General features: G+C 53.2%; 20 protein-coding genes and 1 pseudogene. 17 read left to right on the top strand and 4 right to left on the bottom strand.

Features of this window, described 5'->3' with window-relative positions; translation table 11 throughout:
- The first annotated feature begins 235 nt into the window (after nucleotides 1-235).
- Both metE and F4V72_RS21925 read left to right on the top strand, forming a co-directional pair.
- Nucleotides 236-2,500 (top strand): 5-methyltetrahydropteroyltriglutamate--homocysteine S-methyltransferase, encoded by a 2,265-nt coding sequence (gene metE / locus F4V72_RS21930; RefSeq protein ID WP_023247406.1) that lies wholly within the window; start codon nucleotides 236-238, stop codon nucleotides 2,498-2,500.
- 215 nt (nucleotides 2,501-2,715) lie between these two features.
- A pseudogene (locus F4V72_RS21925) lies at nucleotides 2,716-2,847 on the top strand (SEC-C metal-binding domain-containing protein); the annotation flags it as partial.
- Between the two features lie 79 nt (nucleotides 2,848-2,926).
- Here the strand turns inward: F4V72_RS21925 and F4V72_RS21920 are convergent.
- Complete coding sequence (locus F4V72_RS21920; protein WP_079796627.1) at nucleotides 2,927-3,739, bottom strand: dienelactone hydrolase family protein; 813 nt, start codon at nucleotides 3,737-3,739, stop codon at nucleotides 2,927-2,929.
- A 259-nt stretch (nucleotides 3,740-3,998) separates the two neighbouring features.
- On the opposite strand from F4V72_RS21920, the gene udp reads away from it, so the two are divergent.
- The 9 genes from udp to tatD all read left to right on the top strand — a co-directional run bounded on the left by udp (nucleotide 3,999) and on the right by tatD (nucleotide 12,052).
- Nucleotides 3,999-4,760 (top strand): uridine phosphorylase, encoded by a 762-nt coding sequence (gene udp / locus F4V72_RS21915; RefSeq protein WP_136058583.1) that lies wholly within the window; start codon nucleotides 3,999-4,001, stop codon nucleotides 4,758-4,760.
- A gap of 140 nt (nucleotides 4,761-4,900) precedes the next feature.
- The gene (gene rmuC / locus F4V72_RS21910) at nucleotides 4,901-6,331 is read left to right on the top strand and encodes a DNA recombination protein RmuC (RefSeq protein ID WP_082324025.1); all 1,431 of its coding nucleotides are present in this window, start codon (nucleotides 4,901-4,903) and stop codon (nucleotides 6,329-6,331) included.
- A gap of 95 nt (nucleotides 6,332-6,426) precedes the next feature.
- Nucleotides 6,427-7,182, top strand: coding sequence for a bifunctional demethylmenaquinone methyltransferase/2-methoxy-6-polyprenyl-1,4-benzoquinol methylase UbiE (gene ubiE / locus F4V72_RS21905; protein WP_000229009.1), 756 nt, complete (start codon nucleotides 6,427-6,429; stop codon nucleotides 7,180-7,182).
- Between the two features lie 9 nt (nucleotides 7,183-7,191).
- Entirely contained in the window at nucleotides 7,192-7,797 is a 606-nt protein-coding gene (gene ubiJ / locus F4V72_RS21900; RefSeq protein WP_023247411.1) for a ubiquinone biosynthesis protein UbiJ, read from the top strand.
- Nucleotides 7,794-9,434 (top strand): ubiquinone biosynthesis regulatory protein kinase UbiB, encoded by a 1,641-nt coding sequence (gene ubiB, locus F4V72_RS21895; protein ID WP_000187557.1) that lies wholly within the window; start codon nucleotides 7,794-7,796, stop codon nucleotides 9,432-9,434. Before ubiJ ends, ubiB begins: the two co-directional genes overlap by 4 nt.
- Before the next feature lie 205 nt (nucleotides 9,435-9,639).
- The gene (gene tatA / locus F4V72_RS21890; RefSeq protein WP_000508972.1) at nucleotides 9,640-9,894 is read left to right on the top strand and encodes a Sec-independent protein translocase subunit TatA; all 255 of its coding nucleotides are present in this window, start codon (nucleotides 9,640-9,642) and stop codon (nucleotides 9,892-9,894) included.
- A 3-nt stretch (nucleotides 9,895-9,897) separates the two neighbouring features.
- The gene (gene tatB / locus F4V72_RS21885; protein ID WP_023247413.1) at nucleotides 9,898-10,446 is read left to right on the top strand and encodes a Sec-independent protein translocase protein TatB; all 549 of its coding nucleotides are present in this window, start codon (nucleotides 9,898-9,900) and stop codon (nucleotides 10,444-10,446) included.
- Nucleotides 10,447-10,448: 2 nt separating this feature from the next.
- Complete coding sequence (gene tatC / locus F4V72_RS21880) at nucleotides 10,449-11,228, top strand: Sec-independent protein translocase subunit TatC (protein WP_023247414.1); 780 nt, start codon at nucleotides 10,449-10,451, stop codon at nucleotides 11,226-11,228.
- Between the two features lie 41 nt (nucleotides 11,229-11,269).
- A complete protein-coding gene (gene tatD / locus F4V72_RS21875) occupies nucleotides 11,270-12,052 on the top strand; it encodes a 3'-5' ssDNA/RNA exonuclease TatD (RefSeq protein WP_023247415.1) in 783 nt (260 codons plus the stop codon).
- A gap of 7 nt (nucleotides 12,053-12,059) precedes the next feature.
- On the opposite strand, the gene rfaH is transcribed toward tatD, so the two are convergent.
- Nucleotides 12,060-12,548 carry a transcription/translation regulatory transformer protein RfaH gene (rfaH, locus tag F4V72_RS21870; protein ID WP_001192410.1) on the bottom strand — a complete coding sequence of 163 codons (489 nt, stop codon included), beginning with the start codon at nucleotides 12,546-12,548 and terminating at the stop codon, nucleotides 12,060-12,062.
- A 185-nt stretch (nucleotides 12,549-12,733) separates the two neighbouring features.
- Here rfaH and ubiD point away from each other — a divergent pair, with 185 nt between their 5' ends.
- Nucleotides 12,734-14,212 (top strand): 4-hydroxy-3-polyprenylbenzoate decarboxylase, encoded by a 1,479-nt coding sequence (gene ubiD / locus F4V72_RS21865; RefSeq protein WP_024149612.1) that lies wholly within the window; start codon nucleotides 12,734-12,736, stop codon nucleotides 14,210-14,212.
- A gap of 85 nt (nucleotides 14,213-14,297) precedes the next feature.
- On the top strand, nucleotides 14,298-14,999 hold the full coding sequence (gene fre, locus F4V72_RS21860) for an NAD(P)H-flavin reductase (protein WP_023247417.1): 702 nt from the start codon (nucleotides 14,298-14,300) through the stop codon (nucleotides 14,997-14,999).
- A 135-nt stretch (nucleotides 15,000-15,134) separates the two neighbouring features.
- On the opposite strand, the gene fadA is transcribed toward fre, so the two are convergent.
- Both fadA and fadB read right to left on the bottom strand, forming a co-directional pair.
- Nucleotides 15,135-16,298 carry an acetyl-CoA C-acyltransferase FadA gene (gene fadA / locus F4V72_RS21855; RefSeq protein WP_023247418.1) on the bottom strand — a complete coding sequence of 388 codons (1,164 nt, stop codon included), beginning with the start codon at nucleotides 16,296-16,298 and terminating at the stop codon, nucleotides 15,135-15,137.
- Between the two features lie 9 nt (nucleotides 16,299-16,307).
- The gene (fadB, locus tag F4V72_RS21850) at nucleotides 16,308-18,497 is read right to left on the bottom strand and encodes a fatty acid oxidation complex subunit alpha FadB (RefSeq protein WP_136058582.1); all 2,190 of its coding nucleotides are present in this window, start codon (nucleotides 18,495-18,497) and stop codon (nucleotides 16,308-16,310) included.
- A gap of 189 nt (nucleotides 18,498-18,686) precedes the next feature.
- On the opposite strand from fadB, the gene pepQ reads away from it, so the two are divergent.
- From pepQ to hemG, 4 genes are read left to right on the top strand one after another with little or no spacing between them, the layout of a single operon-like run.
- Complete coding sequence (gene pepQ / locus F4V72_RS21845) at nucleotides 18,687-20,018, top strand: Xaa-Pro dipeptidase (RefSeq protein WP_023247420.1); 1,332 nt, start codon at nucleotides 18,687-18,689, stop codon at nucleotides 20,016-20,018.
- Complete coding sequence (locus F4V72_RS21840) at nucleotides 20,018-20,632, top strand: IMPACT family protein (protein WP_053528811.1); 615 nt, start codon at nucleotides 20,018-20,020, stop codon at nucleotides 20,630-20,632. The genes pepQ and F4V72_RS21840 overlap by 1 nt, the downstream gene beginning before the upstream one ends.
- 38 nt (nucleotides 20,633-20,670) lie before the next feature.
- Nucleotides 20,671-22,122: a Trk system potassium transporter TrkH gene (gene trkH, locus F4V72_RS21835; RefSeq protein ID WP_023247422.1), complete on the top strand. Its 1,452-nt coding sequence runs from the start codon at nucleotides 20,671-20,673 to the stop codon at nucleotides 22,120-22,122.
- Nucleotides 22,123-22,133: 11 nt separating this feature from the next.
- On the top strand, nucleotides 22,134-22,679 hold the full coding sequence (gene hemG, locus F4V72_RS21830; RefSeq protein WP_053511014.1) for a menaquinone-dependent protoporphyrinogen IX dehydrogenase: 546 nt from the start codon (nucleotides 22,134-22,136) through the stop codon (nucleotides 22,677-22,679).
- Nucleotides 22,680-22,833 lie beyond the last annotated feature (154 nt).

Below are 22,833 nucleotides of genomic sequence, written 5' to 3'. Positions count from 1 at the left end.
TTCGCCATGAACAAATTGCGCTTGAGGAATATACAGTACCTTTACATTATGGATGTGTAAACATCCAGACGTCCAAAACTCGTCATATTTCGACTTGCAGATGCGTTGGCTTCCTTGCTTACCCCAGTCACTTACTTCAGTAAGCTCCTGGGGATGCGCTGTGTCGCCGCCTTCCTGCAAGCCGAACTATTTAGAGTTTTACTTTCAGATTCAATAAAATAAGAGAGGAAGTAAAATGACAATATTGACTCACACCCTCGGTTTTCCTCGCGTTGGCCTGCGTCGCGAGCTGAAAAAAGCGCAAGAGAGCTACTGGGCGGGGAACGCTACCCGTGAAGAACTGCTGGCGGTTGGGCGCGAACTGCGCGCGCGTCACTGGGAGCAGCAGAAACAAGCGGGTATTGATCTGCTGCCGGTAGGCGACTTTGCCTGGTACGACCATGTTCTGACCACCAGCCTGCTGTTAGGCAATGTGCCGGCTCGTCATCAGAACAACGACGGTTCCGTGGACATTGACACTCTATTCCGCATTGGCCGCGGTCGCGCGCCGACTGGCGAACCGGCGGCGGCAGCGGAAATGACCAAATGGTTTAATACTAACTATCACTACATGGTGCCGGAATTCAGCAAAGGCCAGCAGTTCAGACTCACCTGGACACAATTGCTGGAGGAAGTGGATGAAGCGCTGGCGCTGGGTCATAAGATCAAACCCGTATTGCTGGGGCCTGTCACGTATCTATGGCTGGGCAAAGTGAAAGGCGAGCCGTTTGACCGCCTGACGTTGCTGAAAGACATTTTGCCGGTGTATCAGCAAGTGCTGGCTGAGCTGGCAAAGCGTGGTATCGAGTGGGTACAAATTGACGAACCAGCGCTGGTACTGGAACTGCCGCAGGCGTGGCTGGATGCCTTCAAACTGGCTTACGACGCGCTCGCCGGCCAGGTGAAGCTGTTGCTGACAACCTATTTTGAAGGCGTGACGCCAAACCTTAATACTATTATCGCGCTGCCGGTACAGGGGCTACATGTTGACCTCATTCATGGCAAAGATGATGTATCGGAACTGCATCAACGTCTGCCGGCCGACTGGCTGCTCTCTGCGGGTTTGATTAACGGGCGTAATGTCTGGCGCGCCGATTTGACCGAGAAACACGCGCAGATTAACGACATTGTGGGCAAACGCGCGCTGTGGGTAGCATCCTCCTGCTCTTTGCTGCACAGTCCGATCGATCTCAGCGTCGAAACGCGTCTGGATGCGGAAGTAAAAAGCTGGTTTGCCTTTGCGCTGCAAAAATGCGGTGAACTGGCGTTGCTGCGTGATGCGCTGAACAGCGGTGACACATCGGCGATTACCGAGTGGAGCGCGCCGATTCAGGCTCGTCGCCACTCAACCCGCGTCCATAATGCCGGGGTAGAAAAACGCCTGGCGGCGATCACCGCGCAGGATAGCCAGCGTGAGAATCCTTATGAGGTGCGTGCTGAAGCGCAACGCGCCCGTTTTAAGCTTCCCGCCTGGCCGACGACGACTATCGGTTCGTTCCCGCAAACCACGGAGATTCGCGGTCTGCGCCTGGACTTCAAAAAGGGCAACCTCGACGCGAATAACTACCGCACCGGCATCGCTGAACATATCAAGCAGGCGATCATTGAGCAGGAACGTTTAGGGCTGGACGTGCTGGTACACGGCGAAGCCGAGCGTAACGACATGGTGGAATATTTTGGCGAGCACCTGGACGGCTTCGTCTTTACCCAGAATGGTTGGGTGCAAAGCTATGGTTCCCGCTGCGTGAAGCCGCCGGTGGTAATCGGCGATATCAGTCGTCCGGCGCCGATTACCGTGGAGTGGGCAAAATATGCCCAGTCGCTGACCGACAAGCCGGTAAAAGGGATGCTGACCGGCCCGGTGACTATTCTTTGCTGGTCGTTTCCCCGCGAAGACGTGACCCGCGAAACGATTGCGAAACAGATTGCGCTGGCGCTGCGTGATGAAGTAGCGGATCTGGAGGCTGCGGGGATCGGGATTATTCAGATCGACGAGCCGGCGCTACGCGAAGGTTTACCATTGCGTCGCAGCGACTGGGACGCCTATCTGGAATGGGGCGTAGAAGCCTTTCGCATCAACGCGGCGGTAGCGAAAGACGACACCCAGATTCACACCCATATGTGCTACTGCGAGTTTAATGACATCATGGACTCCATTGCGGCGCTGGATGCGGACGTGATCACCATCGAAACCTCGCGTTCCGATATGGAGTTGCTGGAGTCGTTTGAAGCGTTCGATTATCCGAACGAAATCGGGCCGGGCGTGTATGATATTCATTCGCCGAACGTGCCGAGCGTCGAGTGGATCGAAGCCTTGCTGAAGAAAGCGGCACAGCGTATTCCGGCACAACGCCTGTGGGTGAATCCGGACTGCGGTCTGAAAACTCGCGGTTGGCCGGAAACCCGCGCGGCGTTAGCGAACATGGTCAAAGCGGCACACAATCTGCGTCAGGCGAAATAATCCAGCCTGGCCGCTGCGTTTATCCGGCATCAAGGCGGCGCTACCCTTTGACGGGTAGCGCCTGCGCTTTACCTGACCAACTGTTGTCACTGTTTACCGTTCTTCTCATTTCTTTTTTTATTTTCTGATCTGGCTACTTGGCGATCATGATAATAAAAAGATCCGACGTATGAATGATCACCAGGTGGATAGCGTCATTGGAAAGTATTGTGGCGGTCTATCCGATGGCGTCGCTCATGCGCTGGCTGGCGCAGGACGCGCGTAAAAATGGGAGCGTCGTCAGCCGCAACGACCTCTGTCCCTGCGGCAGCGGCAAAAAATATAAAAAATGCTGCGGTAAAGCATAGCTAACGTGGTTATGACGCGTTGTTGAGCCTACACCGACTCCGGTATCGTAGACCCAACAAACATCGTAATGCGCTGTTGTTAGCCTTTTTTCCCACCGTACTGCGCGAACCATTCCAGCATTCTTTGCCAGCCGTCTTTTGCTGAGGCTTCGTGGTAGCCCGGACGATAGTCGGCATTAAATGCGTGCCCTGCATCGGGATAGACCACGATTTCCGCCTTCGCGTTAGCGGCGCGTAGCGCCTGACGCATGGTTTCCACGCTCTCCTGTGGAATACTGGTATCCTGCCCGCCGTATAAACCCAGTACCGGCGCGTTAAGATCGGTGGCAATGTCAACGGGATGCTTCGGCGAGTTGAGCGACGTGTCGCCCACTAGCTTGCCGTACCACGCTACCGCCGCTTTTAACTGTGGATTGTGCGCGGCGTACAGCCAGGTTATCCGGCCTCCCCAACAAAAACCGGTGATCATCAGCCGATGCGCATCCCCACCGTTGCGCGAAGCCCAACTGGCGACGTGATCCAGGTCGGCAAGGACTTGCGAATCCGGTACTTTAGCCACCAGCCCGCTCAATAATGTGGGTATATCGGCGAAATCATTGGGGTCGCCTTCGCGGAAATAGAGTTCCGGCGCGATAGCGAGATAGCCTTCCAGCGCCAGTCGTCGGCAAATATCGCGAATGTGTTCATGTACGCCAAAAATTTCCTGCACCACAATGACCACAGGCAGCGCGCCGTCGCTCGTTTTTGGTCTGGCGTAATAGGCTGGCATATCGTCGCCCTGAGAAGGAATGGACGTTATCCCCGCGCTAATGGCCTCATCAGGCGTATGAATCATCGTAGGGGCAAGCGGGGAGGCTGCAGGTGCAAAGCCGGATGGATGTGTCGTTGTCATGGTATTCTCCGTACCCTTAAAAAAATAGCGCAATCTTAACTATAGACAGTGTGTAACAAACCACATTGCCTTAAAGCGGCTATCTTTTGTGCAACGCCTGGCGATATTGATTATTTATTGTGATGCACATCACTTTTTAATGGTAAGCGAGTGCAATTGTTTTACGCCATAGTGATGGCTGTCACGAAAATATCTTTATGCCTTAGGTAAAGTGTCTTTTTGCTTCTTCTGACAAACCCGATTCACAGAGGAGTTTTATATGTCCAAGTCTGATGTTTTTCATCTCGGCCTCACCAAAAACGATTTACAAGGGGCCCAGCTCGCCATCGTCCCTGGCGATCCAGAGCGTGTGGAAAAGATCGCCGCGCTGATGGATAAGCCGGTTAAGCTGGCATCTCACCGCGAATTCACCTCCTGGCGCGCTGAGCTGGATGGCAAAGCAGTTATCGTTTGCTCTACCGGTATCGGCGGCCCGTCTACCTCTATTGCCGTGGAAGAACTGGCGCAACTGGGTATTCGTACTTTCTTGCGTATCGGCACCACGGGGGCGATTCAGCCGCACATCAATGTCGGCGACGTTTTGGTAACGACCGCATCCGTTCGTCTGGATGGGGCGAGCCTGCATTTTGCGCCGATGGAATTCCCGGCCGTTGCCGACTTTTCCTGCACCACTGCGCTGGTTGAAGCTGCGAAATCGATTGGCGCCACGACTCACGTTGGCGTAACTGCCTCTTCCGACACTTTCTATCCGGGTCAGGAACGTTACGACACCTATTCTGGTCGCGTTGTTCGTCACTTCAAAGGTTCTATGGAAGAGTGGCAGGCGATGGGCGTGATGAACTACGAAATGGAATCCGCTACGCTGTTAACCATGTGTGCAAGCCAGGGTTTACGCGCAGGTATGGTGGCGGGGGTTATCGTCAACCGTACCCAACAAGAGATTCCGAATGCGGAAACGATGAAACAAACTGAAAGCCACGCGGTGAAAATCGTCGTGGAAGCGGCCCGTCGTCTGCTGTAATTCCCCTCTCTTTTGCAAAGGCCGACGTGTTCGGCCTTTTCTTTTTGCGTGGCGCCTCGCAGGAAATTCCTTTTAAACTGGACGTTTATACAGCACAATTCTATTTTGTGCAGGACTGTGTGGTTCCAGGGGGAGGCGTTGTGGATATTACTCTTATGATAAGTGCCGTCGTGGCGCTGGCGGCTGGGGCGGTTATTGGCTGGCTGGCGACGAAAGCGCACGCCGATCAAATCCGCGCCGAGCTTATCGAAGAACGGCGGGAGCTGGATATCGAACTGAGCGCAGCCCGGCAGCAATTAGCGCAAGAAGCGCACTGGCGTAGCGAATGCGAGTTACTTAATAACGAACTGCGTAGCCTGCACAGTATTAATACCTCTCTGGAAGCCGATCTACGTGAAGTCACGACCCGTCTGGAAGCGACTCAGCAACACGCGGAAGACAAAATCCGTCAGATGATCAACAGCGAACAGCGTTTAAGCGAACAGTTTGAAAATCTGGCGAACCGTATCTTTGAACACAGTAATCGTCGTGTAGACGAACAAAACCGACAAAGCCTGAATAGCCTGCTGACGCCGCTGCGTGAGCAACTGGACGGTTTTCGCCGTCAGGTTCAGGAGAGTTTTGGCAAAGAAGCGCAGGAGCGGCATACGCTGGCGCACGAAATTCGTAACTTGCAGCAGCTTAATGCGCAGATGGCGCAGGAAGCAATCAACCTGACGCGCGCCCTGAAAGGGGACAATAAGGCGCAGGGAAACTGGGGCGAAGTTGTGCTGACGCGGGTACTGGAGGCATCCGGACTGCGTGAAGGCTACGAATACGAAACCCAGGTCAGTATTGAGAACGATGCGCGCTCGCGGATGCAGCCGGATGTCATCGTCCGCTTGCCGCAGGGCAAAGATGTCGTCATCGACGCTAAAATGACGTTAGTCGCCTATGAGCGTTACTTTAATGCTGAAGATGACTATACGCGCGAGGCTGCTTTACAGGAGCACATCGCCTCGGTGCGCAATCACATTCGCTTACTGGGGCGTAAAGACTATCAGCAGCTTCCCGGGCTCCGCTCGCTGGACTATGTTCTGATGTTTATCCCCGTAGAACCCGCTTTCCTGCTGGCGTTAGATAAACAGCCCGAACTGATAACCGAGGCGCTGAAAAATAACATTATGCTGGTAAGTCCCACGACGCTACTGGTGGCATTACGGACAATCGCCAACCTGTGGCGCTATGAACACCAGAGCCGCAATGCGCAGCACATCGCGGACAGAGCCAGTAAGCTCTACGATAAAATGCGGCTGTTCGTTGATGATATGTCAGCGATCGGCCAGAGTCTGGATAAAGCGCAGGATAACTACCGCCAGGCGATGAAAAAACTCGCGTCGGGGCGTGGCAACGTTTTGGCGCAGGCGGAGGCCTTCCGGGGGTTAGGCGTGGAAATCAAACGCGAGATTAATCCGGATTTAGCGGAACAGGCCGTTACGCAAGATGAAGAATATCGTTTACGATCGATTCCTGAAGGGCGACAAGACGAACATTATCCCAATGATGAACGGGTGAAGCAGCAGTTAAGTTAACCCATACGGAGTAGTTTAGTCCTGGCGCAGAGTAGGGCAAATTGGCCCAATCTGTTACACTTCTTGAACATTTTTATCGATAAGCAGGCACTGAGATGGTGGAAGATTCACAAGAAACGACGCACTTTGGCTTTCAGACCGTCGCTAAAGAGCAGAAAGCTGACATGGTGGCCCACGTTTTTCATTCTGTGGCGTCAAAGTACGATGTGATGAATGACTTAATGTCATTTGGCATTCATCGTTTGTGGAAGCGCTTCACCATTGATTGCAGTGGCGTGCGTCGTGGACAAACCGTTCTCGATTTAGCGGGCGGTACGGGCGATCTTACCGCGAAATTTTCACGTATGGTCGGGGAAACTGGCAAAGTTATCCTGGCGGATATTAATGATTCTATGCTCAAAATGGGGCGTGAGAAGCTGCGTAATATCGGCGTGATCGGCAACGTAGAGTATGTGCAGGCGAATGCCGAAGCACTGCCTTTCCCTGACAATACGTTTGATTGCATTACCATTTCGTTTGGTTTGCGCAATGTAACGGAAAAAGAAAAAGCTCTGCGGTCAATGTTCCGTGTGTTGAAACCCGGCGGACGTTTACTGGTGCTTGAATTTTCTAAGCCTATCATTGAGCCGCTGAGTAAAGCGTATGACGCCTATTCTTTCCATATTTTACCGCGTATTGGCTCGATGGTCGCGAACGATGCGGATAGCTATCGGTATCTCGCGGAATCCATCCGTATGCATCCCGATCAGGATACCTTAAAAGCCATGATGCAGGATGCCGGATTTGAGAGCGTGGATTATTACAATCTGACGGCGGGCGTTGTGGCATTGCACCGTGGTTATAAATTCTAGGAGGGTGGAATGCCTTTTAAACCCTTAGTGACCGCAGGAATTGAAGGTCTCCTCAATACGTTTCTGTATCGTTCGCCAGCGCTGAAATCAGCCAGAACGCGCTTACAGGGAAAAGTACTGCGTGTGGAGCTCAAGGGATTTTCGACGCCATTAGTCCTGGTATTCAGCGAACGCCAGGTTGATGTGCTGGGGGCATGGGAAGGCGAAGCGGACTGTACGGTAATCACACAAGCTGGCGTTTTGCCAAAACTACGCGATCGTCAGCAGTTGGCCGCGCTGATTCGCAGCGGCGAACTGGAAGTGCAGGGCGATATTCAGGTCGTGCAAAATTTTGTGGCGCTCGCCGATCTCGCCGAATTCGATCCTGCGGAGCTGTTGGCGCCATACACTGGCGATATTGCGGCGGAAAGTATCGGTAAGGTCCTGCGTGGCGGGGCTAAATTCCTGCGCCACGGGTTTCAGCGCCAGCAGCGTTATGCCGCTGAAGCGATCACTGAAGAGTGGCGTATGGCGCCTGGCCCGCTGGAAGTCGCATGGTTTGCAGAAGAAACCGCGGCTGTTGAGCGCGCCGTAGAGGCTCTGACCACACGGCTGGAAAAACTGGAGGCCAAATGACGCCAGGTGAAGTACGGCGCCTATATTTCATCATCCGCACCTTTTTAAGCTACGGCCTTGATGAACTCATTCCCCGAATGCGTCTTACACTGCCACTCCGGTTATGGCGCTATTCGCTGTTCTGGATGCCAAACCGGCATAAAGATAAATTGCTGGGTGAACGATTAAGACTGGCGTTGCAAGAGCTGGGGCCGGTCTGGATCAAATTTGGTCAGATGCTCTCCACGCGCCGTGACCTGTTCCCGCCGCAAATCGCCGATCAGCTCGCGTTGCTCCAGGATAAAGTCGCGCCATTCGATGGTCGGCTGGCGAAAGCCCAGATTGAAGAAGCGATGGGGGGATTACCTGTCGAAGCCTGGTTTGACGACTTTGATATCCAGCCTTTAGCGTCGGCGTCAATCGCCCAGGTACATACCGCGCGATTGAAATCAAACGGTAAAGACGTAGTCATTAAAGTCATTCGCCCGGATATTTTGCCGGTAATTCAGGCAGACCTGAAATTGATTTATCGCCTTGCCCGTTGGGTGCCACGCCTGTTGCCGGATGGGCGTCGTCTGCGCCCGACGGAAGTGGTGCGTGAGTATGAGAAAACGCTGATCGATGAGCTGAATCTGTTGCGGGAATCGGCCAACGCGATTCAGCTACGGCGCAATTTTGAAAATAGTCCCATGCTGTATATCCCGGAGGTGTACTCCGATTACTGTAGCCAGAACATGATGGTGATGGAGCGGATATACGGCATTCCGGTTTCGGATGTGGCGGCGCTGGAAAAGAACGGCACCAACATGAAACTGCTTGCGGAACGCGGGGTCAAAGTTTTCTTCACCCAGGTTTTCCGCGATAGCTTTTTCCATGCGGACATGCATCCGGGAAATATTTTTGTCAGCTATGAACACCCTGAAAATCCGCAATATATTGGCATTGATTGCGGTATCGTCGGGTCGCTAAACAAAGAAGATAAGCGCTATCTGGCAGAAAACTTTATCGCGTTCTTTAATCGCGATTACCGAAAGGTGGCGGAGCTGCATGTCGATTCAGGCTGGGTTCCACCAGATACCAACGTTGAAGATTTTGAGTTTGCCATCCGCACTGTCTGTGAACCTATCTTTGAAAAGCCGCTCGCGGAAATCTCGTTTGGTCATGTGTTGTTAAACCTTTTCAATACAGCACGTCGATTTAATATGGAAGTCCAGCCGCAACTGGTGTTGTTGCAGAAAACATTATTGTATGTTGAAGGGGTTGGGCGGCAACTTTATCCTCAGCTTGATTTGTGGAAAACGGCGAAGCCGTTTCTTGAGTCATGGATCAAAGATCAGGTGGGTATTCCGGCTCTCACGCGGGCTCTTAAAGAAAAAGCGCCGTTCTGGGTCGAAAAAATGCCAGAAATACCTGAACTGGTGTACGACAGTTTGCGCCAGGGCAAATATTTACAGCACAGTGTTGATAAGATTGCGCGCGAGTTACAGGTAAACCATGTGCGTCAAAGTCAGTCTCGTTATTTATTGGGAATTGGCGCAACGCTGTTACTGAGCGGGTCATTTTTACTCGTCAACCGTCCTGAATGGGGATTGATGCCTGGCTGGCTCATGGTCGGCGGCGTAGTTGTCTGGCTGGTTGGCTGGCGTAAAACTCGTTGAGATTTTTTATCGCTCAACGCCGGTTGTGTCACGCAGGTACATATTATCACTCGAGGCAGTTCTCAGGCCGCAAGTCAATGTCGTCCCGGTCGTATGTAAAAGTATGTGAATAGGGCGGGCGAAAGCGGCTAACAAAGAGGCAGCGCGAAGGATAATGTGTATAATGCGGCCCTAATAATTCATCATCTATCACAGAGGAACATGTATGGGTGGTATCAGTATTTGGCAGTTGTTGATTGTTGCCGTCATCGTCGTACTGCTGTTCGGCACCAAAAAACTCGGTTCCATCGGTTCCGATCTTGGCGCGTCTATCAAAGGCTTTAAAAAGGCCATGAGCGATGATGATGCCAAACAGGATAAAACCAGTCAGGACGCTGATTTTACCGCTAAATCTATCGCGGATAAGCAAGGCGAAGCGAAAAAGGAAGACGCTAAAAGCCAAGATAAAGAGCAGGTATAATCCGTGTTTGATATCGGTTTTAGCGAACTGCTGTTAGTGTTCGTTATCGGCCTCATTGTGTTGGGGCCGCAACGATTGCCAGTAGCGGTAAAAACGGTAGCGGGCTGGATTCGCGCGTTGCGGTCCCTTGCGACAACGGTTCAGAATGAACTGACTCAGGAACTGAAACTTCAGGAGTTCCAGGACAGTCTGAAAAAAGTCGAAAAGGCGAGCCTGGAAAATCTGACTCCCGAACTGAAAGCATCTATGGATGAACTGCGTCAGGCCGCAGAGTCGATGAAACGCACCTACAGCGCTAACGATCCCGAACAAGCGAGCGATGAAGCGCATACCATCCATAATCCGGTGGTAAAAGGGAACGAAACGCAGCATGAGGGTGTCACCCCTGCCGCCGCTGAAACACAGGTGAGCGCGCCGGAACAAAAGCCGGAGCCCGTTAAAGCTAACGTGCCTGAGTCGACGGAAACCGCCTCCGTAGCCACGATAGACGCCGAGAAGAAATCCGCTGCGCCTGTTGTCGAATCATCCCCCTCGTCGAGTGATAAACCGTAAACATGGCTGTAGAAGATACTCAACCGCTTATCACGCATCTGATTGAGTTGCGTAAGCGCCTGCTAAACTGCATCGTCGCAGTACTTCTGATTTTTCTGGCGTTAGTTTATTTCGCCAATGATATTTATCATTTAGTCGCCGCACCGCTGATTAAACAGATGCCGCAAGGGGCGACAATGATTGCGACGGATGTGGCGTCGCCGTTTTTTACGCCTATCAAACTCACCTTCATGGTGTCTTTGATCTTATCCGCGCCTGTCATTTTGTACCAGGTTTGGGCCTTTATCGCCCCGGCGCTGTATAAGCATGAGCGCCGCCTGGTCGTACCGTTGCTGGTATCCAGCTCGCTGCTTTTCTACATTGGTATGGCCTTCGCCTATTTTGTCGTATTCCCTTTGGCCTTTGGTTTCCTGACGCATACGGCGCCGGAAGGGGTACAGGTTTCGACGGATATCGCCAGCTATCTTAGCTTTGTCATGGCGCTATTTATGGCCTTTGGCGTAGCCTTTGAAGTGCCGGTGGCGATAGTGTTGCTATGCTGGATGGGCATCACCACGCCGGAAGATTTGCGTAAAAAACGACCTTATATCCTGGTCGGGGCATTCATTGTGGGAATGCTGCTTACGCCGCCGGATGTTTTCTCGCAAACGTTGCTGGCGATACCGATGTACTGCCTGTTTGAAATTGGCGTTTTCTGCTCACGCTTTTATGTCGGTAAGCGACGGACGCGCGACGAAGATAACGAGGCCGAGACCGAAAAGGCCGCGCATACTGAAGACTAAGTACAACCGCCCGCCAGGGCGGTTGTCATATGGGGGCAAGCATGTTTGATATTGGCGTTAATTTAACCAGCAGCCAGTTTGCAAAAGATCGTGATGATGTGGTCGCCCGTGCGTTTGCGGCGGGAGTAAAAGGTATGCTACTGACCGGAACGAACATCCATGAAAGTCAGCAGGCGTTAAAATTGGCGCGGTGCTACCCTCATTGTTGGTCGACGGCAGGCGTCCATCCCCATGACAGCAGCCAGTGGTCATCCGCGTCTGAAGACACCATTATTGCGCTGGCGAACCAGCCGGAAGTCGTCGCTATCGGTGAGTGTGGGCTGGATTTCAATCGCAATTTTTCCACGCCGCAGGAGCAGGAGCGTGCCTTTCAGGCGCAGCTACAAATTGCCGCCGAATTACAGATGCCAATCTTTATGCACTGCCGGGACGCGCATGAGCGATTTCTGGCATTGCTTGATCCCTGGCTGGATAGTCTTCCCGGCGCAATACTGCACTGCTTTACCGGTTCACGCCAGCAAATGCAGGCCTGTGTGGACAGAGGAATCTATATCGGTATTACCGGGTGGGTTTGCGACGAGCGACGCGGGCTTGAGCTACGTGAACTATTACCGTTTATTCCAGCGGAAAAGCTACTGATAGAAACCGACGCGCCGTATCTGTTGCCTCGCGATCTTACGCCGAAACCGATGTCACGACGCAACGAGCCCGCTTATCTGCCTCACATCCTGGAGCGCATCGCGCTATGGCGTGGTGAAGATCCGCAATGGTTAGCGGCGATGACAGATGCCAACGCCAGAACCTTATTTGAGGTCGTATTCTGAACGATCGCTAAATCTTGCGAAAACCGGTGTTTTTTACGCTCTGCTTCACTTCTTTATTGAGTAAATTAAGCAGTAACATCGAACGCGTTTCGCCATCCGGTTCGGTAAAAATCGCTTTCAGCCCTTCAAATGCGCCTTCCGTGATGATGACGCTATCGCCGGGATAGGGGGTTTCAGGATCGACAACCCCTTCGGGCTTGTAGATAGAAAGCTGATGAATAACGCTGGAGGGCACGATCGCAGGATGCGCGCCAAAGCGCACAAAATGGCTGACGCCGCGCGTGGCGTTGATCGTAGTGGTATGTATCACTTCCGGATCGAATTCAACGAACAGATAATTAGGAAAGAGCGGCTCGCTGACGGAGGTACGTTTTCCGCGCACCATTTTTTCCAGGGTGATCATCGGCGTCAGGCAGCTTACCGCCTGTCTTTCGAGGTGTTCCTGGGCACGCTGAAGTTGCCCGCGTTTGCAGTACAGTAAATACCAGGATTGCATAATGACTCTTATCCGCTTGTTCGGGGCGCAAGCATAGCAAAAGCCATGCGCGAAGTTAATTATACACTTCATCCTTCAAGCCGCATCTGGGTTTGCGTTGGTTGCCAGAGTTCACGCTAATTTAACAAAACTACAGCATCCCGATGATGAACGCCGTATAATGATGCGCTTACCAAGAGGCTACTATGGACGCCATGAAATATCACGATTTACGCGACTTCCTGACGCTACTTGAGCTGCAGGGGGAACTAAAACGCATCACAATACCTGTGGATCCTCATCTGGAAATCACGGAAATCGCTGACCGCACGCTGCGTGCCGGTGGGCCTGCGTTGCTGTTTGAAAATCCTAAAGGTTACTCAATGCCGGTGCTGTGCAACCTTTTTGGCACGCCAAAGCGCGTGGCGATGGGCATGGGGCAGGATGATGTTTCCGCATTACGGGAAGTGGGTAAATTATTAGCGTTTCTGAAAGAACCTGAGCCGCCGAAAGGTTTTCGCGATCTGTTTGACAAGCTGCCGCAGTTTAAGCAAGTGCTGAACATGCCAACGAAACGGTTACGCGGCGCGCCTTGTCAGCAGAAAATCGCTTCTGGCGATGATGTCGATTTAACGCGCCTCCCTATCATGACCTGTTGGCCGGACGACGCCGCGCCGCTGATTACCTGGGGACTGACGGTAACGCGCGGCCCGCACAAAGAACGGCAAAACCTGGGCATTTATCGTCAGCAGTTGATAGGTAAAAATAAGCTGATTATGCGCTGGCTGTCCCATCGCGGCGGCGCGTTGGATTTTCAGGAGTGGTTAGCCGCGCGTCCGGGCGAACGTTTCCCGGTCTCCGTCGCATTAGGCGCCGATCCGGCGACAATTCTTGGCGCCGTGACTCCCGTTCCCGATACTCTGTCGGAATATGCCTTTGCGGGCTTGCTGCGCGGCACGAAAACTGAAGTGGTTAAATGCCTTTCTAACGATCTGGAAGTGCCTGCCAGCGCCGAGATTATTCTTGAAGGTTACATTGAGCCGGGAGAGATGGCGCCGGAGGGACCCTATGGCGATCATACGGGCTATTATAATGAAGTGGATAACTTCCCGGTCTTTACCGTTACGCATATTACGCAACGTGAGGATGCCATCTATCACTCCACCTATACCGGACGTCCGCCCGATGAGCCAGCGGTATTAGGGGTGGCGCTCAATGAAGTTTTCGTGCCTATTCTGCAAAAACAATTTCCGGAAATCGTCGACTTTTATCTGCCGCCGGAAGGGTGTTCCTATCGCCTGGCGGTAGTGACGATGAAAAAGCAGTACGCTGGTCATGCGAAACGCGTCATGATGGGAGTTTGGTCGTTTTTGCGCCAGTTTATGTATACGAAATTTGTTATCGTTTGCGATGATGACGTTAACGCACGCGACTGGAATGATGTGATTTGGGCGATTACCACCCGTATGGACCCTGCGCGGGATACGGTGCTGGTTGAAAATACGCCGATTGATTACCTGGATTTTGCCTCGCCGGTCTCCGGGCTGGGTTCAAAAATGGGGCTGGATGCCACAAACAAATGGCCGGGCGAAACCCAACGCGAGTGGGGTCGTCCTATTGTTAAAGATCCTGAAGTTACCGCGCGTATTGATGCGATTTGGGATGAGCTGGCTATCTTTAAATAACTGAAAGCGGACACCGACATTTCAGGCAGCGGCGACGCGGCTTGAAAAATGTCGGTATTGACCCGACACCCGACAGAGGGAGCGCATGACAACCTTAAGCTGTAAAGTGACCTCGGTAGAAGCTATCACCGATACCGTATATCGGGTTCGTTTAGTGCCGGACGCGGCGTTTTCATTCCGCGCTGGTCAGTATTTGATGGTCGTAATGGACGAGCGTGATAAACGCCCGTTTTCGATGGCCTCAACGCCGGACGAGAAAGGGTTTATTGAATTACACATTGGCGCTTCCGAGCTCAATTTGTATGCGATGGCGGTCATGGATCGGATTCTGAAAGACCGGGAAATCGTCGTCGATATTCCGCATGGCGACGCCTGGCTACGTGACGATGAAGATCGTCCGTTGATTCTGATCGCGGGCGGTACGGGCTTTTCTTATGTGCGCTCCATCCTGTTGACGGCGTTGGCGCGCAACCCGGCCCGCGATGTTACCATTTACTGGGGCGGTCGCGAAGAAAAGCACCTCTATGATCTCTCTGAGCTGGAAGCGCTCTCTGTTAACCATCCGAATTTGCGTATTGAACCTGTTGTCGAGCAGCCGGAAGAGGGCTGGCGTGGACGTACAGGAACGGTACTTACAGCAGTATTGCAGGATCACGGTACGCTGGCGGGGCACGATATTTATATTGCCGGACGTTTTGAGATGGCGAAAATCGCCCGCGATCTGTTCTGTAACGAGCGTAACGCGCGGGAAGATCGTCTGTTTGGTGATGCATTCGCATTCATTTAAAAGCAAAAAACCCGCCCCTGACAGGCGGGAAGAACGGCAACTAAATTTTCTCGTGGAAACGATACGTTGTAGGCCGGATAAGACGCGCCAGCGTCGTCATCCGGCATGTTTTATCGGGTGCCCGGGCTGAAATAATTAAACCCGCTCAAACACCGTGGCGATGCCCTGACCCAGGCCAATACACATCGTCGCCAGACCAAACTGCGCGTCTTTACGCTCCATCAGGTTGATAAGCGTAGTGCTGATACGTGCTCCGGAGCAGCCGAGCGGATGACCAAGCGCGATCGCGCCGCCGTTGAGGTTGATCTTCTCGTCTATCTGCTCCATTAGTCCCAGATCTTTAATGCATGGCAGGATCTGCGCGGCAAATGCTTCGTTCATCTCAAATACATCGATATCGCTGGCCGATAGTCCTGCTTTTTTCAACGCCCGTTTTGACGCCGGCACCGGCCCGTAACCCATAATTGACGGATCACAACCTACCACTGCCATTGAGCGAATACGGGCGCGAGGTTTCAGGCCCAACTCACGGGCGCGACTTTCGCTCATTACCAGCATGGCGGCTGCGCCATCGGAAAGCGCGGATGAGGTGCCCGCCGTAACCGTACCACTGACAGGGTCAAATGCCGGACGCAGCGTTGATAGCGCTTCGACCGTGGTTTCCGGGCGGATCACTTCATCGTAATTAAACTGCTTCAGTACGCCATCGGCATCATGACCGCCAGTCGGGATAATCTCCGTTTTGAATGCGCCAGATTGGGTGGCGGCCCAGGCGCGGGCGTGAGAACGCGCGGCGAACTGGTCCTGCATTTCCCGGCTGATACCATGCAGGCGGGAGAGCATTTCCGCCGTCAGCCCCATCATCCCTGCCGCTTTGGCGACGTTGCGGCTCAGACCCGGATGAAAATCGACGCCATGGCTCATTGGCACATGCCCCATATGCTCCACGCCGCCTACCAGACAAACCTGTGCGTCGCCGGTCATGATCATTCGCGCTGCATCGTGTAACGCCTGCATCGAGGAGCCACACAGACGGTTGACGGTGACCGCCGGTACCGAATGGGGAATTTCTGCCAGCAGCGCGGCGTTACGGGCAATGTTGAAGCCTTGTTCCAGCGTTTGTTGTACGCAGCCCCAGTAAATATCATCGAGAGTCGCCGCTTCCAGCGCCGGATTACGCGCCAGCAGGCTACGCATTAAGTGGGCGGAGAGATCTTCTGCCCGCACGTTGCGAAACGCGCCGCTTTTCGAACGGCCCATCGGGGTGCGAATAGCATCGACAATGACAACCTGTTCCATTGTGACTCCTTAAGCCGTTTTCAGAGAACCAACCGGACGGGCTGGTTCAACCGGGGGATAATACGGTTCGTTATGGCGCGCTTTATTACGCAGCCCTTCCGGCACCTCATACAGCGGGCCGAGGTGTTGATACTGCTGCGCCATATCAAGATATTTCGCGCTGCCCTGTGTATCCAGCCAGCGGAACGCGCCGCCGTGGAACGGAGGGAAGCCCAGGCCGTAGACCAGCGCCATATCGGCTTCCGCCGGGCTTGCGATAATGCCTTCTTCCAGACAGCGAACCACTTCGTTAATCATCGGGATCATCATGCGGGCGATAATCTCGTCGTCGCTGAAATCGCGTTTCGGCTGGCTGACGCTTGCCAGCAGGTCATCCACAGCGGCATCTTCTTCTTTCTTCGGCTTACCCTTGCTGTCTTCTTTATAGCGCCAGAAGCCCAGACCGTTTTTTTGCCCAAAACGGCTGGCGTCAAACAGCGCGTCGATCGCATCGCGATACTCTTTATGCATCCGTTGCGGGAAGCCTGCCGCCATTACCGTCTGTGCGTGATGCGCGGTATCAATACCGACAACATCCAGCAGATAGGCTGGGCCCATCGGCCAGCCGAACTGTTTTTCCATCACTTTATCGACGTTGCGGAAATCCGCGCCGTCACGCAGTAGTTGACTGAAACCGGCGAAATAGGGGAATAGCACGCGGTTAACAAAGAAGCCGGGGCAGTCGTTGACCACAATCGGCGTCTTGCCCATTTTGTTTGCCCAGGCGACGACTTTGGCAATGGTTTCGTCTGAACTCTTCTCACCGCGAATAATTTCAACCAGCGGCATCCGGTGTACCGGGTTAAAGAAGTGCATTCCGCAAAAGTTTTCTGGACGTTTCAGGACGTTTGCCAGTTCACCGATCGGAATGGTGGAGGTATTCGAGGCCAGCACGGTTTCTGGGTGCACTTTCTCTTCCGTTTCCGCCAGTACCGCTTTTTTCACTTTCGGATTTTCGACCACCGCTTCGACAACAACATCTACGCGATCGAAACCGGTATAATCGAGAGTCGGGTGGATGGTCGAAATGACGCCCGCCAGCTTCAGACCGTCGATCTTGCCGCGCTCCAGTTGTTTGTTCAGCAGCTTGCTCGCTTCGGTCATGCCCAGCCTCAACGATTTATCGTTGATATCTTTCATGATGACCGGTACGCCTTTCCAGGCCGACTGGTAAGCGATACCGCCGCCCATAATGCCCGCGCCCAGTACGGCTGCCTGTTTCAGCGTCTCAATATCTTTGGTCAGCTTTTTGGCTTTACCTTTTACATACTGATCGTTGAGGAAGATACCGACCAGCGCGCGAGCCTCATTGGTATGCGCCAGTGGAACAAAGCTTTTATTTTCCAGATTCAGCGCTTCTTCACGACCAAAACGCGCAGCGGCTTCAATGGTTTTCACTGCGGTCATCGGCGCCGGATAATGTTTACCTGCCGTTTGTGCGACCATGCCTTTGGCGATGGTAAAGCTCATCGCCGCTTCAATCTTACTGAGTTTCAACGGCTCCAGCTTCGGCTGGCGCTTGGCTTTCCAGTCAAGGTCGCCGGCAATGGCCTGGCGCAACACCGCTATCGCGCCTTCAATTAGTTTCTCTTGTTTGACCACGCCATCCACAAGGCCGATTTTCAGCGCGTGCTCAGCACCGACATCTTTACCCGCCGCGATAATCTCCAGCGCGCTGTCCGCGCCCAGCATACGCGGCAAACGAACGGAGCCGCCGAAGCCCGGCATGATGCCCAGTTTGGTTTCCGGCAGACCGATACGGAGGTCTGGTGTCGCCAGACGGTAATCGGTCGCCAGCACGCATTCGCACCCGCCACCCAGCGCATAGCCGTTTACGGCGGCAAGGGTCGGTACGGGTAAATCTTCCAGACGGTTAAAGACGCTGTTAGCGAAATGCAGCCATTGGCTTAACTGCTCTTCGGGTACGAGGAACAGTGAAAGAAATTCGGTGATGTCCGCGCCGACAATAAAGGCCGCTTTATTAGAGCGCAGCAGCAGCCCTTTTAAATCGTGTTGCTTTTCCAGCACCTCAAGCGCCTGGCCGAGGCTGGCGACGGTTGCGGTGTCGAGTTTATTGACCGAGCCTGGAGCATCGAACACCAGTTCGGCGATGCCATCTTCCAGCCAGTCGAGGTACAGGGTGTCGCCTTTGTAAAGCATGTCAGTCTCCTGAATCCACAAGGTGATCTGGTCGTACCAGATGAGGCAAAGTGTGTATTTTGTGTTAATAAAATGCAAATGAATGATTAAAGAAATGCCGATGTGATCACGCTCGGCAGAGATCACGCTCTCATGGAGCGATGTGCTAAGATGCGGGGACTTGAGGTCAAAAAAACAGAAGGGTAAAAAATGGAATCACTGGCCGCGCTCTATAAAAATCATATCGTTACCTTACAAGAACGGACGCGTGATGTTCTGGCGCGCTTTAGGCTGGATGCGTTACTTATTCACTCCGGCGAGCTATTCAACGTCTTTCTCGACGATCACCCTTATCCGTTTAAGGTGAATCCACAGTTTAAAGCGTGGGTGCCGGTAACTCAGGTTCCAAATTGCTGGTTGCTGGTTGATGGCGTCAACAAACCCAAACTGTGGTTTTATCTGCCCGTCGATTACTGGCATAACGTTGAACCGCTGCCAACGTCCTTCTGGACGGAAGAAGTCGAGGTCGTCGCCTTGCCGAAAGCGGATGGCATCGGCAGCCAACTGCCTGCCGCGCGTGGCAATATCGGCTATATCGGCCCGGTTCCTGAGCGCGCGCTACAATTGGATATCGCCGCCAACAACATCAACCCGAAAGGTGTTATCGACTATCTGCATTACTACCGCGCCTATAAAACGGATTATGAGCTGGCCTGTATGCGTGAAGCGCAGAAAATGGCGGTGAGCGGCCATCGCGCGGCAGAAGAAGCCTTCCGTTCCGGCATGAGCGAGTTTGACATCAACCTGGCGTACCTGACCGCCACGGGTCATCGTGATACCGATGTTCCGTACAGCAATATTGTGGCGCTGAACGAACATGCCGCCGTGCTGCATTACACTAAACTGGATCATCAGGCGCCGTCTGAAATGCGCAGCTTCCTGCTGGATGCGGGCGCGGAATACAACGGCTACGCGGCGGATCTGACGCGGACCTGGTCAGCGAAAAGCGATAACGACTACGCCCACCTGGTGAAAGATGTTAACGACGAACAGTTGGCGCTGATCGCTACCATGAAGGCGGGCGTCAGCTATGTGGATTATCATATTCAGTTCCATCAGCGCATCGCGACGCTGCTGCGTAAACATCAAATCATTACCGACATGAGTGAAGAGGCGATGGTGGAAAATGATCTCACCGGGCCGTTTATGCCGCACGGTATTGGTCATCCGTTGGGTCTGCAGGTACACGATGTGGCCGGGTTTATGCAGGATGATTCCGGTACGCATCTCGCTGCGCCGTCCAAATACCCGTATCTGCGCTGCACGCGTGTGTTACAGCCGCGAATGGTGTTGACCATTGAGCCGGGGATTTACTTCATCGAATCGCTGTTAGCGCCGTGGCGCGAAGGGCCGTTCAGCAAGCACTTCAACTGGCAGAAAATTGAAGCGCTCAAGCCTTTCGGCGGTATTCGCATTGAAGATAACGTGATCATCCACGAAAACGGCGTGGAAAACATGACGCGGGATTTAAAACTGGCGTAATGGACAGTTGGTTAATCCCTGCAGCGTCGGTCACCGTTGTTGAAGAGATCAAAAAAAGCCGCTTTATTACGCTATTGGCGCATACCGATGGCGTAGACGCGGCGAAAGCGTTTGTTGAGTCAGTCAGAGCTGAGCATCCTGATGCGCGTCACCATTGCGTGGCGTGGGTGGCGGGGGCGCCGGACGACTCACAGCAACTGGGCTTTTCAGACGACGGTGAACCGGCGGGAACGGCAGGCAAGCCGATGCTTGCGCAATTGATGGGCAGCGGCGTCGGAGAGATTACCGCCGTCGTCGTGCGCTACTATGGTGGTATTCTGCTGGGTACGGGCGGGCTGGTAAAAGCCTATGGCGGCGGCGTGAATCAAGCATTACGTCAGCTTGCCACACAGCGCAAGACGCCATTAACCGAATATACTTTGCAGTGTGAGTACGGTCAGTTGGCCGGAATCGAAGCATTATTAGGACAGTTTGCCGGGAAGATCGTTTCCAGCGATTACCAGGCGTCTGTTTGGCTCAGGGTGGCGCTTCCTTTTACTCATGTGAATGCATTTTCCACAAAACTGGCGGATTTTAGCCGTGGTTCATTGCAATTGTTAGCGATTGAAGAATAATCCCCACCTCATTGTTAAGAATAAAGGAAGCGGCAGAGATGCATTTTCGCGCCATTACCCGAATCGTTGGACTACTGGTTATCTTATTTTCGGGGACAATGATTCTCCCGGGACTGGTAGCGCTAATATATCGTGATGGCGCAGGAAGGGCGTTCACGCAGACCTTTTTTGTCGCGCTGGCGATCGGTTCCATGCTGTGGTGGCCGAACCGCAGGGAAAAGGGCGAGCTGAAATCCCGCGAAGGATTTCTTATCGTGGTGCTGTTCTGGACCGTGCTGGGCAGCGTGGGTGCGCTGCCGTTTATTTTCTCGGAAAGCCCTAACCTCACCATTACCGATGCTTTTTTTGAATCGTTCTCTGGGTTAACCACCACGGGTGCCACTACGCTGGTGGGGCTGGATTCATTACCGCACGCCATTCTTTTTTATCGTCAGATGCTGCAATGGTTTGGCGGCATGGGGATCATTGTGCTGGCGGTGGCGATTCTCCCTATCCTCGGCGTCGGGGGGATGCAACTCTATCGGGCGGAAATGCCGGGGCCGCTGAAAGATAACAAAATGCGCCCGCGTATTGCGGAGACGGCGAAAACGCTGTGGCTTATCTATGTCTTGCTAACGGCAGCCTGCGCACTGGCGCTATGGTTTGCGGGGATGCCCGCGTTTGACGCTATCGGACACAGCTTCGCCACTATCGCTATCGGCGGCTTCTCAACGCATGACGCCAGCGTAGGCTATTTTGATAGTCCCACTATTAATACCATCATCGCTATTTTCCTACTGATCTCCGGTTGTAACTATGGTTTGCATTTCTCTTTATTAAGTGGGCGTAGCCTGAAAGTATACTGGCGCGATCCGGAATTCCGCATGTTCATCGGCGTACAGTTGACGTTGGTGGTGATCTGCACGCTGGTACTGTGGTTCCATAATATCTACGACTCGGCGCTGACAACGCTAAATCAGGCGTTCTTCCAGGTTGTGTCGATGGCGACAACGGCAGGGTTTACCACGGACAGCATTGCGCGTTGGCCGCTGTTTTTGCCAGTCTTGCTGCTATGTTCTGCGTTTATTGGCGGTTGCGCCGGGTCAACGGGCGGGGGGTTAAAGGTTATCCGCATTCTGCTGTTGTTTAAACAGGGGAACCGCGAACTCAAACGTCTGGTGCATCCGAATGCCGTTTACAGTATTAAGTTGGGGAACCGGGCGCTGCCAGAACGTATTCTGGAAGCCGTCTGGGGATTCTTCTCTGCCTACGCGCTGGTATTTATTGTCAGTATGCTGGCCATTATCGCTACAGGCGTAGATGATTTCTCGGCTTTCGCCTCGGTAGTGGCTACGCTTAATAACCTGGGACCGGGGCTGGGGGTTGTTGCTGATAACTTCGCCAGTATGAATCCGGTTGCGAAATGGATACTCATCGCCAACATGCTATTTGGTCGTCTGGAAGTATTCACTTTGCTGGTACTTTTTACCCCGACTTTCTGGCGTGAATAATGGAGTAACACGTGAAAACATTGATTCTTTTCTCTACCCGGGACGGACAAACGCGCGAAATTGCCTCTTATCTGGCTTCTGAACTCAAAGAGATGGGGATCTGGGCCGATGTCGTTAATCTCCATCGCGCAGAAGAGCCAGACTGGGATAGCTATGATCGCGTAGTGATTGGCGCGTCCATTCGTTATGGTCATTACCACAGCGCCTTCCAGGAGTTCGTTAAGAAATACGCTCCGCGGTTGAACGGAATGCCGAGCGCCTTTTATTCCGTTAACCTGGTGGCGCGTAAAGCGGAAAAACGGACGCCGCAGACTAACAGCTACGCGCGTAAGTTTTTGATGAGTTCTCCGTGGCGACCTGATCATTGCGCTGTCATTGCCGGCGCGCTTCGCTATCCCCGCTATCGCTGGTATGACCGTCTGATGATCAAGCTTATTATGAAGATGTCGGGCGGCGAAACGGATACCAGTAAAGAAGTGGTGTACACCGACTGGGATCAGGTTGCGAACTTTGCCCGTGAAATAGCCCATTTAACTAACAAATCGTCGGCAAAATAAGCGTAAAGCATAAAAAGTGCGCACTCAGAAAATTATTTTAAATTTCCTCTTGTCAGGCGGAAATAACTCCCTATAATGCGCCACCACTGACACGGAACAACGGCACACAGGCCGCCGGGTCAGCGGGGTTCAGACCAGAGCCTCACGGAGAAAA

Source organism: Salmonella enterica subsp. diarizonae (genome assembly GCF_008692785.1).
Taxonomy (GTDB): domain Bacteria; phylum Pseudomonadota; class Gammaproteobacteria; order Enterobacterales; family Enterobacteriaceae; genus Salmonella; species Salmonella diarizonae.
Note: the sequence above shows the minus strand (reverse complement) of the source record. Positions and strands in the feature narration are given on the sequence as shown.

Excerpts from the sequence above, each read along its gene's own strand:
- F4V72_RS21920 (WP_079796627.1), bottom strand. The coding sequence starts at position 3,739 with ATGACAACGACACATCCATCCGGCTTTGCACCTGCAGCCTCCCCGCTT.
- tatC (WP_023247414.1), top strand. The coding sequence starts at position 10,449 with ATGGCTGTAGAAGATACTCAACCGCTTATCACGCATCTGATTGAGTTG.
- trkH (WP_023247422.1), top strand. The coding sequence starts at position 20,671 with ATGCATTTTCGCGCCATTACCCGAATCGTTGGACTACTGGTTATCTTA.
- tatD (WP_023247415.1), top strand. The coding sequence starts at position 11,270 with ATGTTTGATATTGGCGTTAATTTAACCAGCAGCCAGTTTGCAAAAGAT.
- fadA (WP_023247418.1), bottom strand. The coding sequence starts at position 16,298 with ATGGAACAGGTTGTCATTGTCGATGCTATTCGCACCCCGATGGGCCGT.
- rfaH (WP_001192410.1), bottom strand. The coding sequence starts at position 12,548 with ATGCAATCCTGGTATTTACTGTACTGCAAACGCGGGCAACTTCAGCGT.
- tatA (WP_000508972.1), top strand. The coding sequence starts at position 9,640 with ATGGGTGGTATCAGTATTTGGCAGTTGTTGATTGTTGCCGTCATCGTC.
- ubiE (WP_000229009.1), top strand. The coding sequence starts at position 6,427 with ATGGTGGAAGATTCACAAGAAACGACGCACTTTGGCTTTCAGACCGTC.
- ubiB (WP_000187557.1), top strand. The coding sequence starts at position 7,794 with ATGACGCCAGGTGAAGTACGGCGCCTATATTTCATCATCCGCACCTTT.
- ubiD (WP_024149612.1), top strand. The coding sequence starts at position 12,734 with ATGGACGCCATGAAATATCACGATTTACGCGACTTCCTGACGCTACTT.
- pepQ (WP_023247420.1), top strand. The coding sequence starts at position 18,687 with ATGGAATCACTGGCCGCGCTCTATAAAAATCATATCGTTACCTTACAA.
- F4V72_RS21840 (WP_053528811.1), top strand. The coding sequence starts at position 20,018 with ATGGACAGTTGGTTAATCCCTGCAGCGTCGGTCACCGTTGTTGAAGAG.
- metE (WP_023247406.1), top strand. The coding sequence starts at position 236 with ATGACAATATTGACTCACACCCTCGGTTTTCCTCGCGTTGGCCTGCGT.
- fre (WP_023247417.1), top strand. The coding sequence starts at position 14,298 with ATGACAACCTTAAGCTGTAAAGTGACCTCGGTAGAAGCTATCACCGAT.
- fadB (WP_136058582.1), bottom strand. The coding sequence starts at position 18,497 with ATGCTTTACAAAGGCGACACCCTGTACCTCGACTGGCTGGAAGATGGC.
- udp (WP_136058583.1), top strand. The coding sequence starts at position 3,999 with ATGTCCAAGTCTGATGTTTTTCATCTCGGCCTCACCAAAAACGATTTA.
- ubiJ (WP_023247411.1), top strand. The coding sequence starts at position 7,192 with ATGCCTTTTAAACCCTTAGTGACCGCAGGAATTGAAGGTCTCCTCAAT.